This window comes from Rhodococcus sp. 05-339-2, from assembly GCF_002258965.1.
In the GTDB taxonomy this organism is placed as follows: domain Bacteria; phylum Actinomycetota; class Actinomycetes; order Mycobacteriales; family Mycobacteriaceae; genus Rhodococcoides.
This window is the reverse complement of sequence record NZ_NOYW01000018.1, coordinates 714,771-730,347: the sequence shown is the minus strand read 5'-3', so window position 1 is coordinate 730,347 and position 15,577 is coordinate 714,771. Positions and strand designations below refer to the sequence as shown.

Here is a 15,577-nt window from a genome sequence, read left to right as displayed (position 1 = left end):
GCGACGCCGAACTCGGAGCGATTCGGCGTCGAGTGCCGACCCGACTCGGTGGATTCCGCGCGATCGACGTGCTGATCGTTGCGATCACTGCAACGCTGTATTCGATTGCATGGCCGACTCTGCCGGTCACCCATCAGGTCTCGGGTCCGCTACTGCCCATCGTCGGCGCACTCGCCGCGTTTCCTTTCGCGTTGATCCGCGTCAATCCCGCACTGGGATGGGCCGTCTCGGCTCTGTTCGCTCTGGTGATACCGGTAGCGTTCGACCGTGTACCCGGCTACGACTACCCGTGGCAGGTGGTGCACATACTCGTTCTTCTGGCGTTGTTGTTCGCCGTCGCGGTTCGCTCGCCGATATCGGTGCTGCTCGTCGCTTGGCCGGCCAGCATGCTGGTGTTCTTCGCCTACATGCCGGGCGCGGACGGCGTCGGCTGGTCGGTGGGTCTGACCGCGATCGTGGTGTTCGGACTGTTGATCCGCTGGCTCGTTCTCTTCCGTAGGCAGCTCGCGCAGCAAGAGGAAGTCAGTGAGCTCGAGCGCACCCGACGCACCGTTCTCGAGGAGAAAGCCAAGATCGCCCGCGATCTGCACGATGTCGTTGCGCACCACATGTCGATGGTCGTCGTCCAGGCGCAGAGCGCGCAGTATCGACTCGATGATGTATCCGATTCCGCAGCACAGGAATTCGAGTCGATCGCCGTCACCGCCCGGGAAGCGCTCAACGAGATTCGGGGAATGCTGGGCGTGCTGCGCAGCGACGGAGCGCAGTGGCAGGACGCACCGGCACCGAATGCACTCGACCTCGAACGCACCCTGCACGCGAGCCGCAAGGCCGGTATGGACGTGCGGTGGACTGTCACCGGCCGGATCGAATCGATCTCCGACACAACAGGGTTGGCGCTGTACCGAGTTCTGCAGGAGTCGCTGTCCAACGCTGCCCGGCACGCCCCCGGGGCCGCGGTGACCGTCGACATCACGGTCGGGCCGAGTACGGTCGTCATGACCGTGATCAACACTGCGTCGCCGAGCACGAGTGTCCGACGCACTGCTGGAGCCGATACCGGTGGGCACGGGATAACAGGTATGCGCGATCGTGCGCGCGCGGCGCACGGCACGCTGCACGCCACTTATCTGCCCGACGGAGGATTCGAGGTCGCGGTGCACGTTCCGAACGGCATGCCGATCTCGACGGCACCGGTTGTTCGGCACGATCTCGCCTAGGCTGTTGCGCGTGGCTACAACGGTGTTCATCGCCGACGACCAGGCAATGGTGCGGCAGGGGTTCGGTGCCCTTCTCGGTGCGCAGGCCGACATCTCGGTCGTCGGAGACGCCGACAACGGTAGGACCGCGGTCGGCGAGGTCGCCCGGTTGTTGCCCGACGTGGTGCTGATGGACGTTCGGATGCCCGAGATGAACGGCCTCGATGCCGCTCGCGCCATTCTCTCTGCGTCACTTCCGTCGCCGGTGCGCATTCTGATGCTGACGACGTTCGACATCGACGACTACGTCTACGAGGCCCTGGCGCTCGGCGCGAGTGGCTTTCTGCTCAAGGATGCTCCGGCCGAGGAGTTGATCAGGGGTGTTCGGGTCGTCGCCGCAGGCGAGGCGTTGTTGGCGCCGTCGGTGACGAGACGGCTCATCGCCGACGTCACCTCCCGGCGGGGAGCTCGGCGGCACACGTCCGCGCGTCTGAGCGATCTGACTCCGCGGGAACGCGAGGTTCTCGAACTGATCGCCACCGGTATGTCCAACTCCGAGATAGCGGGTTCGCTGTTCCTGGCCGAGCAGACCGTGAAAACGCACGTCGGCAAGGTCCTCGCGAAGCTCGGACTGCGCGATCGCGCTCAGGCGGTCGTCCTGGCCTACGAGACCGGCGTCGTCACGCCGAAGTGAGGACCGGACGGTACCGACGCGCGCAGCATCCAACGCCCGATTAGGCTGACGTCCGTCACCGGGTCCGCTTCACGGACCCGCGAGCAGAGAGGCGAAAATCGATGCGCATCGGAGTTCTGACCGGAGGCGGCGATTGCCCGGGGCTCAATGCGGTGATTCGCGCAGTCGTACGCACCGCCGACGCGCGGTACGGCTCCACTGTCGTCGGTTTCCAGGACGGATGGCGCGGGCTTCTCGAAGACCGTCGGGTGCAACTGCGCAACGACGACCGTAACGACCGGTTGCTCACCAAGGGCGGCACGATGCTCGGCACCGCGCGCACCAATCCGGATGTGTTGCGCGCCGGACTCGATCGGGTCAAGCAGACTCTCGAGGACAACGGCATCGACGTGTTGATCCCGATCGGCGGCGAAGGGACCCTGACCGCTGCCGCGTGGTTGTCGGAGGAGGGTGTGCCCGTGGTCGGCGTGCCCAAGACGATCGACAACGACATCGACTGCACCGACGTCACATTCGGCTTCGACACGGCGCTGACGATCGCCACCGATGCGATCGACCGTCTGCACAGCACCGCCGAATCCCACCAGCGCGTGATGCTGGTCGAGGTGATGGGTCGGCACGCGGGGTGGATCGCTCTGCACGCCGGTCTGGCGTCCGGTTCGCACATGACGCTGATCCCCGAGCAGCCGTTCGACGTCGAAGAAGTATGCACGTTGGTGCGCAAGCGTTTTCAGCGCGGAGACTCGCATTTCATCTGTGTCGTCGCCGAGGGTGCCAAGCCGATGGAGGGCTCGATGAAGCTTCTCGACGGCGGTATCGACGAGTTCGGCCACGTTCGATTCACCGGAGTCGCCCACCAACTCGGTGTCGAGATCGAACGCCGCATCAACAAGGAAGTACGGACCACGGTGCTCGGCCACGTCCAACGCGGTGGAACACCGACGCCGTACGATCGCGTTCTCGCAACACGATTCGGCGTCAATGCGACCGATGCGGCCCATTCGGGCGACTTCGGCAAGATGGTCTCGTTGCGTGGAACCGAGATCGGCCTGGTGTCTCTGGCCGAGGCCACCAAGCAACTCAAGCGGGTACCCCAGACTCGATACGACGACGCCGCCGCGTTCTTCGGCTGATCGGGCGGGGCGTCGGCCGTCAGATACGTCCTGAGGCTTCCTGGATCTCGGCCTCACGTTCCTCGGTCTCGCGGCGTAGTTCGCGCCGTCGTCGCGCCGCCTCGAAACGCTGCGCACCGACCTCGGTGGTCGGCGTCAACTGGGGCAGTGTCTTCGGCTTGCCGTCGTCGCCGATCGCAACCATGGTGAAGTAGCAGCTGTTGGTGTGGCGTAATTCACCGCACTGGATGTTCTCGGTCTCCACTCGGATGCCGACCTCCATGGAGGTGCGGCCGGTGTAGTTGACCGACGCAGAGAACGTGACCAGTTCTCCGACGTGGATGGGTTCGCGAAACACGACGCGATCGACCGACAGGGTGACGACGTAGGCCCCCGCGTAGCGACTGGCGCAGGCGTACGCCACTTGGTCCAGGAACTTCAGAATCGTGCCGCCGTGGACATTGCCGGAGAAGTTGGCCATGTCGGGTGTCATCAGCACGGTCATGGACAATGTCTGTCGCTCTGGGGGAGTCACCCGTGCACGGTAACGAGGACTCGTTGTTACTCGCGCGTTGTGGGCGGGAGTGGAGCCTGCTACAACGACCCATGGAGGCGGGAGTGGAGCCTGCGGGAACGGCTGGCGGTGGGTAGGACATAAACTTGCGTGCATGACTGCTGCAACCGTCGATTTGATCGATTACGACGATGTGCTCGCCAAGTTCGACCCCGTGTTGGGCATGGAGGTCCATGTGGAGTTGGGCACGGCGACCAAGATGTTCTGCGGCTGCCCCACCGAGTTCGGTGCGGAGCCGAACACCCAGGTGTGCCCGGTGTGCCTGAGCCTTCCCGGCGCGCTTCCGGTGGTGAACGCTTCTGCCGTGGAGTCGGCGATTCGGATCGGGCTGGCTCTCAATTGCTCGATCACCCCGTGGGGGCGGTTTGCTCGCAAGAACTACTTCTACCCGGATCAGCCGAAGAACTATCAGATCTCGCAGTACGACGAGCCCATCGCGACCGAGGGTTACCTCGATGTGCTGCTCGACGACGGCAGCACGTTTCGTGTGGAGATCGAGCGCGCGCACATGGAGGAGGACACCGGTAAGTCGACGCACGTGGGCGGGGCTACCGGGCGCATCGAGGGGGCGTCGCACTCGCTGCTCGATTACAACCGTGCCGGTGTGCCGTTGGTGGAGATCGTGACCAAGACCATCACGGGGACCGGTGCGCGTGCGCCCGAGGTCGCACGTGCGTACGTCACCGCGCTCCGTGACCTGTTGAAATCGCTGAACGTGTCCGATGTGCGGATGGATCAGGGCTCGTTGCGTTGCGACGCCAATGTGTCTCTGATGGAGAAGACGGCTACCGAATTCGGCACCCGCACCGAGACGAAGAACGTCAACTCGCTCAAGAGCGTCGAGGTTGCCGTTCGGTACGAGATGCGGCGTCAGGCGGCAGTTCTCGAATCGGGTGGGGAGGTGACGCAGGAGACTCGGCACTTCCAGGAGTCGGACGGCACCACCACCGCAGGCCGCAAGAAGGAGACCGCCGAGGACTACCGCTACTTTCCCGAGCCCGATCTTGCGCCCGTCGCTCCCGACGCGGCCTGGATCGAGGAGCTTCGGACGACGCTGCCCGAGCTGCCGTGGTTGCGCCGTGGTCGGATTCAGAAGGAGTGGGGTGTCTCCGACGAGGAGATGCGCGATCTGGTGAATTCCGGTGCACTCGAGCTCGTTTCGGCAACGGTCGAGGCGGGTGCGTCGGCGCAGGCGGCACGCTCGTGGTGGGTGTCGTACCTGGCGCAGCAGGCCAACATCGCCGGCGTCGGACTGACCGATCTGTCCATCACCCCGGCTCAGGTTGCCGAGGTGGCTGCGCTGGTCGCCGACGGCAAGCTCAACAACAACGGTGCCCGTCAGGTGGTGGACGGGGTGCTGGCGGGCGAGGGTGAGCCTGCGCAGGTCATGGCGGCGCGCAATCTCGTACTGGAGAAGGACGACACCAAGTTGCAGGCCGCCGTGGACGAGGCGCTCGCAGCGAATCCCGGTGTGGTCGAGAAGATCCGCAGCGGCAAGGTTCAGGCCGCCGGGGCGATCGTCGGTGCGGTGATGAAGGCGACGCGCGGCCAGGCCGATGCCGCCCGCGTCAAGGAACTGGTACTCGAGGCCTGCGGTCAGCCCTGATCACGACCGAGAACGACTGCGGCCGAGCGCGTATCGCGTTCGGCCGCAGTCGTTCGTCGTTCAGTCGAAGCCGCCTCCGCCGCCGCCGGGGAACGGCACCTTGACGACGCGGTCGTCGGTGGGTCCGACGGTCGGTCCGTTCTTGTTGACGGTGCCCACCAGGATCTGTCCATCGGCCGAGCTCGTCGCGCCGTTCAACTGGCCGTATTCGTCCTGGATCAGCAGTGTCGGTTCGGCCGAGACAGCTCCGGTGTTCGGGTCCGTGGTCAGTGCTGCAACAGCTTTGGCCGTCGTGAGGGCCACGGCCACCCCACCTGCGCCCGCTGCGCATCCGGCAACACCGGGACGGTCCGGCCACGTCCATACCGGGTTGAACACTGCACCGAGAGTGTCGATGCGCTGCAGGCGATCCTCCAGCGCGGTGCGGTCGGTGACGTAGATGTTTCCGGTGCCGTCGGTGCAGACGTCGCCCGCTGTGCCGATGCCGCTGAGTGCGATCTGCGGGCGTGGGGGGTTTGTCGTCGGGGACAGCGACGTCACCCGTAACAGCTTGCCGGACAGGGAGTTCGGGCTCGCGGCCGCGGCCGGATCGCCGTTGTCGCCGGTGAGTACCAGTAGTTCGTTCGGTGTGTAGAAGTCGATGGCTCCGCGATTGCCCGTCGCGCCGCGGGGGATGCCGGTCAGGATGTCCTTGGGTACATCGCCCTGAGCGAGTCTGACCACTCTGGTGTCCGCGGATGTGGTGATGAGGGCGTAGAGCAACCCGTCCTCGATGTACGTCGGAGACAGCGCGATGTCGAGTAGGCCGCCGTCGCCGGTGCCGTCGACATCGATTCGAGCCACCTCGACCGGCGTGCGGCCGGCAGCGACCTCCATGATGCGACCGGTGCGACGCTCGGCGACCAGTGCCGACTGTCCGTCGGGGAGCGCGACGAGACCGCCCGTGGTGTCCAGACATGTCGCGATCACCGCCGAATCCGGGTCGACACACGGACCGGACGGCGGCGGCGGCGCGTTCGGATCGGACGGCGGCGGCGTGTCGCTGGGAGTCGTCGGCTCCAGCTCGGCCGCGCCCACCTCCGGCGCAGGAGTGAACGGAGAGGCGTTCGAGTCGTCGAAACGGGCGCACCCGGCGAGCAGGGCTGCGGTCATCGACAGGGCGACGACGGCAGCGGTTGCAGTTCGTGGCGACGCTCCGACCGGCTTCATGCTTCGAACGTTACGGAACGTGGAGGGAGACACGCCACGCGGCCGTGAGCGTCGACGTCGGTGAGGAGCGCACTTCGGCTCTACTGTGGGGAGGTGACCGATACACCGCGCGACCCCAACCGGCCGGATCAGTCGTACGAACCGGCCGAGAGCCCGTACGACAATCCCACGGAGAAGATTCCACCCTCGCGCTCCACCTCGGAGACGTCGGCGTCCGATCGCACCGACGCCGCGGGTCCGCCGACCACGGCGTTCGGTGCCCAGCGCTCGGACCGACTGCCGCGAACCGACGACGAACTCGACTTTCCGTACTCGTCGTCGTCCGACGCACGCTCGGCAGACGCACAGCCCACGGAGAAGATGCAGACGTATCGACCGTCGGCCTTCGCCGATTCGACGTCCGATCGCCCGTCGACCTCGGAGAGCACGACGTCGAGTGCGTACTCCGATCGCTCCACCGAGTACCTCGGGACCACCGCAGCGGCAGCGCCCGCGGCGGCCGTTGCCCCGGAGCCCGAAGTTCGTACCGAGACCGTCGAGGTTCCCGCACGCCGCGGCAGCACCGACCTCGGTCTGTTCGTCCTCCGTGTCACCATCGGAGCGGTGTTTCTCGGTCACGGACTGCAGAAGCTCGTCGGACTGTGGAACGGCCCCGGCCTCGACGGATTCCAGAACCTGTTGGAGAGTTCGGGATTCCGCTACCCCGAAATTCTCGCGATCGCGGCCGCGGCAGGCGAAACCCTCGGTGGAGCGCTGCTGATCCTGGGTCTGGCGACACCACTGGCGGGCGCGGCCGTGCTGGCCACGATCATCAACGCCTGGTGCTTCAAGCAGGCCGTCGAGCCCGGATTGCAGTTCTCGGGTAGCGGCGGTGTCGAGTACGAGACGGTCCTCGGCTTCGCTGCAGCGGCGATCATTCTCACCGGCCCGGGACGCATCGCGTTCGACGGCCGACGTGGATGGGCCACCCGGCCGCGGATCGGTTCGTTCCTGGCGCTCGTCGTCGGCATCGCCGCAGGCGTGTGCATCTGGATCTTCCTCAACGGGGCCAACCCCGTCGTTCGCTGACCTCTGACAGCCGCCCGACCACGTGAGCGGAACTTCGTAGCCTGCTACGAAGTTCCGCTCACGTGGTTTTCGCCCTCAGGGGACGTAGCGAACGGCACCCTTGTCCGCCGATGTCGCCAGGGCGGCGTAGGCGCGTAGAGCCGTGGTGACCGTGCGCTGGCGATCGACCGGCTGCCACGGCCGCTCGGACGCGTTCATCTTCGCGCGTCGCGTCTCGAGGGTCTCGTCGTCGACGAGGATCTCGAGGGTACGGGTGGCCACGTCGATTCGAACCTGGTCGCCGTTCTCGACGAGCCCGATCACACCGCCGGCGGCGGCCTCGGGGGAAATGTGTCCGATGGACAGTCCCGAAGTTCCGCCGGAGAAGCGGCCGTCGGTGATCAGTGCGCAGACCTTGCCCAGTCCGGCCCCCTTGAGGAAGGCCGTCGGGTGCAGCATTTCCTGCATGCCCGGGCCGCCCTTGGGGCCCTCGTAGCGGACGACCAGCACGTCACCGGGCCGAATCTTCTTCTGCAGGATGGCCGAGACCGCTTCTTCCTGCGACTCGACGACCAGTGCCGGACCCTGGAAAGAGAACAGGTCCTCGTCGATCCCTGCGGTCTTGAGGATCGCACCGTCGACGGCGATGTTGCCGCGCAGTACCACCAGGCCACCCTCGACCGTGTAGGCATGCTCGAGATCGCGGATGCAGCCACCTGCGGCGTCCGTGTCGAGCGAGGACCAGCGGTTGCCGGTGGAGAACGGTTCGACGGTGCGGACACCGCCCGGGGCGGCGTGGAACAGCTCGACGGCCTCGGCGGAGGCCTTGCCGGATCGAATGTCCCAGGTGTCGAGCCATTCCTCGAAGCTCTTCGTGTGCACGGTCGAGACATCGGTTTCGAGCAGGTTCGCGCGTCGCAATTCGCCGAGCAGGGCCGGGATTCCGCCGGCGCGGTGCACGTCTTCCATGTGGTAGTCGGAATTGGGGGAGACCTTCGACAGGCACGGGACCTTGCGGCTGATGGCGTCGATGGAGTCCAGATCGAAGTCGACCTCGCCTTCCTGCGCGGCAGCGAGGGTGTGCAGCACCGTATTGGTGGATCCGCCCATCGCGACGTCGAGAGCCATGGCGTTGCGGAACGCGGCCGGAGTGGCGATGTTGCGGGGGAGGACCGATTCGTCCTCGTCGCGGTAGTACTTCAGCGCTGCCTCGACGATGGTGGTGCCGGCACGTGTGAACAGCGCGCGGCGGGCCGCGTGAGTGGCCAGCGTGGAGCCGTTGCCGGGCAAGGCGAGACCGAGCGCCTCGGTGAGGCAGTTCATCGAGTTGGCCGTGAACATGCCCGAGCACGACCCACACGTGGGGCACGCGCTGCGCTCGACCTCGTCGAGGCCCGCCTCGGACACGGCGTCGTTGGCGCTGGCGGAGATCGCGGTGATCAGGTCGGTCGGTGCCTGCGCGACGCCGTCGACGACCACCGCCTTGCCTGCCTCCATCGGTCCACCGGAGACGAAGACGGCAGGGATGTTCAGGCGCATCGCGGCATTGAGCATGCCGGGAGTGATCTTGTCGCAGTTCGAGATGCACACCAAGGCGTCGGCCGTGTGGGCGTTGGCCATGTACTCGACGGAGTCGGCGATGATCTCGCGGCTGGGCAGCGAGTACAACATGCCGCCGTGACCCATGGCGATTCCGTCGTCGACGGCGATGGTGTGGAACTCCCGGGGTACGCCGCCTGCAGCTCGTACGGCGTCGGCGACGATCTCGCCCACGTTCTTCAGATGCACGTGGCCGGGGACGAACTGGGTGTACGAGTTCGCGATGGCGACGATGGGTTTTCCGAAGTCCGAATCGGTCATTCCGGTGGCGCGCCACAGCGAGCGTGCGCCCGCGGCGTTGCGTCCGACAGTGGTGACCCGTGAGCGTAGCGGCGGCATAGTGCGTTGTCCTCGTTCGTTGCAGCGGTTTCTCGCACCGAGGAGATTACTCGCCGCCGACTACCGGTCCTTCGGTGCCTGTTCGCCGTCGCCCTCGGTGTCGTCGGCTTCCTCACGGTCCCGATCCTCCGCGGCGGCAGCAGCGGCGGCCGCGGCGTAGGGGTCGGTGATACGGCCGCCGCTGGCCGCGGCGAGCTGGGGGAGTAGGTCGAATCGCACCAGCGGTAGGGACTTCTCGCTCTTGTCGGTCAGGACCACACGCGCCCATCGACGGTCCGGGAAGTGCAGACCCACCACCGAGTCCCACGTGATCACATCCGAACCCACGAACCGTCGAGCCGTGATCGCCTCGGGAGAGACGACCGTGCGCACCCGAAACACCCAGATGCCGGCGACGATGGGCAGGATGAGCAGCCAGCCCATGGCCAGGGGCCAGCTGGCGGCGGTCAGTCCGGTGCCGAAGAGCAAGAGGCCTACGCCGAGGAGCGCGAGGCGCGGGACTCGAATGACCTGCGCTGTCGGTGGTTGCGGTCCCTCGGCACCGTTCGGTGACTCGGGTGCGGTGTGGGATGATGGCCGAGGTGGTTCGGACTGCTGCGAAGACGACACCCATTCATCTTCGCATTGCATCTACGCGATCTCACATAATGGGATTGCGTCGTGACGAGTTTGACTCTTCCCTGTGCGCGCGCCTACCGTCGAGCGCGTGAAGCGGAATTGGATACTCGTAATCGGCCGGCGCGTCAACGCCTGAGCCGGTTGTTCAAACTCGCATCGACGCGCCACCCTCGTACAGCTCACGCTGACGGGGGTTTTTTCTTGCCCAGAGATCGCCCAGCAATTTCACATTCCTGAGGAAGCAATCAGTGAGCGCACCAACCGCACGCCCAGGGCCCACGACCCGTAAGTCGGGGACAGCCGCCAGCCCGTCCGCAGACGCAGTGACCAACGGATCGCGACGCCACGTCGCACCGGAGAAGGTCACCGGCGCACAGTCGGTCGTTCGGGCCCTCGAAGAACTCGACGTCGACACCGTATTCGGCATTCCCGGTGGCGCGGTTCTCCCGGTCTACGACCCGCTCTTCGACTCGGTGAAGGTGCGCCACATTCTGGTGCGCCACGAGCAGGGTGCAGGCCACGCCGCGACCGGCTACGCCCAGGCGACCGGCAAGGTCGGCGTCTGCATGGCAACATCCGGTCCCGGCGCGACCAACCTCGTCACCCCACTCGCCGACGCTCAGATGGATTCGGTTCCCGTCGTCGCGATCACCGGCCAGGTCGCCCGTAGTCTCATCGGGACCGACGGCTTCCAGGAAGCCGACATCTCGGGTATCACGATGCCGATCACCAAGCACAACTTCCTCATCACCGACGGTGCCGACATCCCGCGCATCATGGCCGAGGCGTTCTACATCGCCGCCTCGGGCCGTCCCGGTGCGGTGCTCGTCGACATCCCCAAGGACGTCCTGCAGGCGCAGACCACGTTCTCGTGGCCGCCGGAGATGCGTCTGCCCGGCTACCGTCCGGTCACCAAGCCGCACGGCAAGCAGGTCCGCGAAGCGGCCCGCTACATCGCCGACGCCAAGCAGCCGGTGCTCTACGTCGGTGGCGGCGTCATCAAGGCCGACGCCTCGGCGGAGCTGCTCGAGCTGGCCGAACTGACCGGAATTCCTGTCGTGACCACTCTGATGGCCCGCGGCGCGTTCCCCGACTCGCACAATCTGAACCTCGGCATGCCGGGTATGCACGGCACCGTCGCCGCGGTGGCCGCATTGCAGCGGAGCGATCTGCTGATCACGCTCGGTGCCCGGTTCGACGACCGAGTCACCGGCCAGCTCTCGTCCTTCGCGCCGGATGCCAAGGTCATCCATGCCGACATCGATCCGGCCGAGATCGGCAAGAACCGCTACGCCGACGTGCCGATCGTCGGCGACTGCCGTGAGGTCATCACCGAGCTCATCGAGGCCCTGCGGGCGGACCGTGCGACCGGAACCACGCTCGATCTCGAGCAGTGGTGGGTCTACCTGAACGGCATCCGGAAGACCTACCCGCTGAGTTACGACCGCCCGTCCGACGGATCGATGTCACCGGAGTTCGTCATCAGCTCGGTCGGCAAGTTCGCCGGCCCCGACGCGATCTACTGCGCCGGCGTCGGTCAGCACCAGATGTGGGCTGCACAGTTCATCAACTACGAGAAGCCGCGTACGTGGCTCAACTCGGGCGGCCTCGGCACGATGGGGTACGCGGTTCCGGCCGCAATGGGTGCCAAGAGGGGCCTCCCCGACGCCGAGGTGTGGGCCATCGACGGCGACGGATGCTTCCAGATGACCAATCAGGAACTCGCGACCTGCGCGGTCGAGGGCATACCGATCAAGGTCGCACTCATCAACAACGGCAACCTCGGCATGGTTCGCCAGTGGCAGACCCTGTTCTACGAGGAGCGCTACTCCAACACCAATCTCGGTACCCACGGTGCCGTTCGCATCCCCGATTTCGTGAAGCTCGCCGAGGCGCTCGGTTGCGTCGGGCTGCGGTGCGAGCGGGAAGAGGACGTCGACGCGGTGATCGCTCAGGCACGAGCGATCAACGATCGTCCGGTCGTCATCGACTTCATCGTGGGAGCCGACGCACAGGTGTGGCCGATGGTCGCTGCCGGTACCGGCAACGACGAGATCATGGCCGCGCGCGGAATCCGTCCGCTGTTCGACGAGGACGAGACCGTGGGAAGCGAGCCCGGCCTCGACGAGGCCATGGAGCGCGAGCAGGCCCCACACCCGCAGATCGACGACGTGAAAGGCACCGACAAGTGAGCACGAGCCATACCCTCAGCGTCCTCGTCGAGGACAAGCCAGGTGTGCTGGCCCGCGTCGCCGCGTTGTTCTCGCGCCGTGGTTTCAACATCTCCTCGCTTGCCGTCGGCGGTACCGAGATTCCCGAGATCTCGCGGATGACGATCGTGGTCACCGTCGACGAATTCCCGCTCGAGCAGGTGACCAAGCAGCTCAACAAGCTCATCAACGTCATCAAGATCGTCGAGCAGGACGACGACTCCTCGGTGGCTCGCGAGTTGGTGCTGATCAAGGTCCGCGCCGACGCCAGTGTGCGCAGTGAGGTCATCGAAACGGTGAACCTGTTCCGCGCCAAGGTGATCGACGTATCTCCCGAGGCCGTGACGGTCGAGGCGACGGGCACCCGCTCGAAGCTCGATGCGTTGCTGAAGATGTTGGACCCCTATGGAATTCGAGAAATAGTTCAGTCGGGAGTCGTTGCCGTCGGACGTGGACCGAAATCGATCACAGCGTCGCGCTGAGCGACGGACGTGATTTTCAGCGAAATCGAAGAGGAAAGGTTACAAACAGTGGCAGTCGAGATGTTCTACGACGACGATGCTGATCTGTCGATCATCCAGGGCCGCAAGGTCGCTGTGATCGGTTACGGAAGCCAGGGCCACGCGCACTCGCTGAGCCTGCGCGACTCCGGTGTCGATGTGCGCATCGGCCTGGCTGCGGGCTCGAAGTCCCGCGCCAAGGCGGAGGAGCAGGGCCTGAAGGTCGGCACTCCCGCCGAGGTGTCCGAATGGGCCGACGTGATCATGGTGCTCGCACCCGACACCGCGCAGGCCAAGATCTTCTCCGAGGAGATCGAGCCCAACCTGAAGGACGGCGACGCGCTGTTCTTCGGGCACGGACTCAACATCCACTTCGACCTGATCAAGGCACCGGAGTTCGTCACCGTCGGCATGGTCGCACCCAAGGGCCCCGGCCACCTCGTGCGTCGCCAGTTCGTCGACGGCAAGGGCGTTCCCGCGCTCATCGCCATCGACCAGGACCCCAAGGGCGAAGGTCAGGCGCTGGCCCTCTCCTGGGCCAAGGGCATCGGCGGAACGCGCGCAGGCGTCATCAAGACCACGTTCAAGGAAGAGACCGAGACCGACCTCTTCGGCGAGCAGGCCGTGCTGTGCGGCGGCACCGAGGAGCTCGTCAAGACGGGCTTCGAGGTCATGGTCGAGGCCGGATACGCGCCCGAGATGGCGTACTTCGAGGTGCTGCACGAGCTCAAGCTCATCGTCGACCTCATGTACGAGGGCGGCATCGCTCGGATGAACTACTCGGTGTCCGACACCGCGGAGTTCGGTGGCTACCTCTCGGGACCGCGCGTGATCGACGCAGGCACCAAGGAGCGCATGAAGGCGATCCTGGCCGACATCCAGTCGGGTGAGTTCACCCGTCGCCTCGTCGCCAACGTCGAGAACGGCAACACCGAGCTCGAAGGCCTGCGCAAGGCCAACGCCGAGCACCCCATCGAGGTCACCGGCAAGAAGCTGCGCGACCTGATGAGCTGGGTCGATCGCCCGATCACCGAAACGGCCTGATTCTCATCGAATCACGTTCTCACGCATGCTGATCGAAGGGCACCCCTGCATCCGTAGGGGTGCCCTTCGATGCGTGAGGCAGGTGGCGTCACAGTTCGACGTCTCCGGCCTCTAAACTGTTTCTGCTGCACCAGCTCCGACTTTTCACCGACAACAGTCTCGAACCGACATAGGGAGTTCTTCACGTGAGCCAGCCAGGCCGTCCTGTCGTTCTGATCGCCGACAAACTTGCGCCGTCCACCGTCGAGGCATTGGGCGACGGCGTCGAGGTCCGTTGGGTCGACGGCCCGGATCGCCCCGCGCTGCTGGCCGCGGTCCCCGAGGCCGACGCGATCCTGGTGCGTTCCGCGACCACGGTCGACGCAGAGGTTCTCGCCGCCGGAACCAATCTCAAGATCGTCGCCCGCGCCGGCGTCGGCCTGGACAACGTCGACGTACCCGCAGCCACCGAGCGCGGTGTCCTCGTCGTCAACGCCCCGACGTCGAACATTCACACCGCCGCCGAGCATGCGGTGACACTGCTGCTGTCGGCCGCGCGCCAGATCCCCGCTGCCGACGCCACTCTGCGTCAGCACGAGTGGAAGCGCAGCAAGTTCAACGGTGTCGAGATCTTCGGCAAGACCGTCGGTGTCGTCGGACTCGGCCGCATCGGTCAGCTGTTCGCGCAGCGTCTCGCTGCGTTCGAGACCCACATCATCGCCTACGACCCCTACGTCTCGGCTGCGCGTGCCGCCCAGCTCGGCATCGAACTGGTGAGCCTGGACGAGCTGCTCGAGCGCGCCGACATGTTCTCGGTTCACCTCCCGAAGACCCCGGAGACCAAGGGCATCATCGGCAAGGAAGCCCTGGCCAAGACCAAGCCCGGTGTCATCGTCGTCAACGCCGCTCGCGGTGGACTGGTCGACGAGCAGGCCCTGGCCGACGCCATCACCAGTGGCCACGTGTTCGCCGCCGGAATCGACGTCTACGCCTCCGAGCCGTGCACCGACAGCCCCCTGTTCGAGCTGCCGCAGGTCGTGGTCACCCCCCACCTCGGCGCGTCGACGACCGAGGCACAGGACCGGGCGGGCACCGATGTCGCCAAGTCGGTTCTGCTCGCTCTCGCAGGCGAATTCGTGCCCGACGCCGTCAACGTCAAGGGTGGTGCCGTGGGCGAGGAGGTGTCGCCGTGGCTCGAGATCGTGCGTAAGCAGGGTGTGCTGCTCGGCGCTCTGTCCACCGAACTTCCCACGTCGCTGTCGGTCGACGTCCGCGGCGAACTCGCCGCCGAGGACGTCGAGATCCTCAAGCTCTCGGCGCTGCGCGGTCTGTTCTCCGCCGTCATCGAGGACTCGGTCACGTTCGTCAACGCCCCGTCGCTCGCCGAGGAGCGTGGCGTCACCGCCGAGGTCACCACCGCGTCCGAGAGCGAGAACCACCGCAGTGTGGTCGACATCCGCGCCGTCTACGGCGACGGCTCGGTGCTCAACGTCGCGGGCACTCTGACCGGCACCACGCAGGTCGAGAAGATCGTCAACATCAACGGCCGCAACTTCGACCTCCGTGCCGAGGGCAAGAACCTCATCGTCAACTACGCGGATCAGCCCGGCAGCCTCGGCCGGATCGGCACCCTGCTCGGCGATGCCGGCATCGACATCCAGGCCGCCGCACTGAGCCAGGACTCCGAGGGCGACGGCGCAACGATTCTGCTGCGCGTCGACAAGGACGTGTCGGAGGAGTTGAGCGCAAGCATTGCCACCGCGGTCGGCGCGTCCACCATCGAACTGGTCGACCTGTCCTGAGCATCGCTCGCAGTCGATCGAACGAAGTCGAAGAATCACGAGGAG

Annotated in this window: 13 protein-coding genes; 9 read left to right on the top strand and 4 right to left on the bottom strand. The window is 65.9% G+C overall.

Annotated features, from left to right (window positions below):
* The first annotated feature begins 32 nt into the window (after window positions 1-32).
* The 3 genes from CH273_RS21130 (at window position 33) to CH273_RS21120 (ending at window position 3,026) form a co-directional block, all read left to right on the top strand.
* Window positions 33-1,220, top strand: a complete 1,188-nt coding sequence (locus CH273_RS21130; RefSeq protein WP_032397748.1) for a sensor histidine kinase — start codon at window positions 33-35, stop codon at window positions 1,218-1,220.
* 10 nt (window positions 1,221-1,230) lie between these two features.
* On the top strand, window positions 1,231-1,893 hold the full coding sequence (locus CH273_RS21125; RefSeq protein ID WP_032397749.1) for a response regulator: 663 nt from the start codon (window positions 1,231-1,233) through the stop codon (window positions 1,891-1,893).
* 101 nt (window positions 1,894-1,994) lie between these two features.
* On the top strand, window positions 1,995-3,026 hold the full coding sequence (locus CH273_RS21120) for an ATP-dependent 6-phosphofructokinase (RefSeq protein WP_032397750.1): 1,032 nt from the start codon (window positions 1,995-1,997) through the stop codon (window positions 3,024-3,026).
* 19 nt (window positions 3,027-3,045) lie between these two features.
* On the opposite strand, the gene CH273_RS21115 is transcribed toward CH273_RS21120, so the two are convergent.
* Complete coding sequence (locus tag CH273_RS21115) at window positions 3,046-3,510, bottom strand: acyl-CoA thioesterase (RefSeq protein WP_176459328.1); 465 nt, start codon at window positions 3,508-3,510, stop codon at window positions 3,046-3,048.
* Between the two features lie 163 nt (window positions 3,511-3,673).
* On the opposite strand from CH273_RS21115, the gene gatB reads away from it, so the two are divergent.
* Window positions 3,674-5,185: an Asp-tRNA(Asn)/Glu-tRNA(Gln) amidotransferase subunit GatB gene (gatB, locus tag CH273_RS21110; RefSeq protein WP_032397752.1), complete on the top strand. Its 1,512-nt coding sequence runs from the start codon at window positions 3,674-3,676 to the stop codon at window positions 5,183-5,185.
* Between the two features lie 60 nt (window positions 5,186-5,245).
* On the opposite strand, the gene CH273_RS21105 is transcribed toward gatB, so the two are convergent.
* The gene (locus tag CH273_RS21105; protein WP_032397753.1) at window positions 5,246-6,394 is read right to left on the bottom strand and encodes a PQQ-dependent sugar dehydrogenase; all 1,149 of its coding nucleotides are present in this window, start codon (window positions 6,392-6,394) and stop codon (window positions 5,246-5,248) included.
* A 93-nt stretch (window positions 6,395-6,487) separates the two neighbouring features.
* On the opposite strand from CH273_RS21105, the gene CH273_RS21100 reads away from it, so the two are divergent.
* On the top strand, window positions 6,488-7,462 hold the full coding sequence (locus tag CH273_RS21100) for a DoxX family protein (protein WP_032397754.1): 975 nt from the start codon (window positions 6,488-6,490) through the stop codon (window positions 7,460-7,462).
* A 75-nt stretch (window positions 7,463-7,537) separates the two neighbouring features.
* On the opposite strand, the gene ilvD is transcribed toward CH273_RS21100, so the two are convergent.
* Both ilvD and CH273_RS21090 read right to left on the bottom strand, forming a co-directional pair.
* Complete coding sequence (ilvD, locus tag CH273_RS21095) at window positions 7,538-9,379, bottom strand: dihydroxy-acid dehydratase (RefSeq protein WP_032397755.1); 1,842 nt, start codon at window positions 9,377-9,379, stop codon at window positions 7,538-7,540.
* Window positions 9,380-9,439: 60 nt separating this feature from the next.
* On the bottom strand, window positions 9,440-9,988 hold the full coding sequence (locus tag CH273_RS21090) for a PH domain-containing protein (RefSeq protein WP_179275527.1): 549 nt from the start codon (window positions 9,986-9,988) through the stop codon (window positions 9,440-9,442).
* A 257-nt stretch (window positions 9,989-10,245) separates the two neighbouring features.
* Here CH273_RS21090 and CH273_RS21085 point away from each other — a divergent pair, with 257 nt between their 5' ends.
* The 4 genes from CH273_RS21085 (at window position 10,246) to serA (ending at window position 15,532) form a co-directional block, all read left to right on the top strand.
* Complete coding sequence (locus tag CH273_RS21085; RefSeq protein WP_032397757.1) at window positions 10,246-12,189, top strand: acetolactate synthase large subunit; 1,944 nt, start codon at window positions 10,246-10,248, stop codon at window positions 12,187-12,189.
* Entirely contained in the window at window positions 12,186-12,689 is a 504-nt protein-coding gene (gene ilvN / locus CH273_RS21080) for an acetolactate synthase small subunit (protein ID WP_032397758.1), read from the top strand. The genes CH273_RS21085 and ilvN overlap by 4 nt, the downstream gene beginning before the upstream one ends.
* 60 nt (window positions 12,690-12,749) lie before the next feature.
* Window positions 12,750-13,751: a ketol-acid reductoisomerase gene (gene ilvC / locus CH273_RS21075; RefSeq protein WP_170944858.1), complete on the top strand. Its 1,002-nt coding sequence runs from the start codon at window positions 12,750-12,752 to the stop codon at window positions 13,749-13,751.
* Between the two features lie 185 nt (window positions 13,752-13,936).
* The gene (gene serA / locus CH273_RS21070) at window positions 13,937-15,532 is read left to right on the top strand and encodes a phosphoglycerate dehydrogenase (protein WP_032397759.1); all 1,596 of its coding nucleotides are present in this window, start codon (window positions 13,937-13,939) and stop codon (window positions 15,530-15,532) included.
* The last annotated feature ends 45 nt before the right edge of the window (window positions 15,533-15,577 follow it).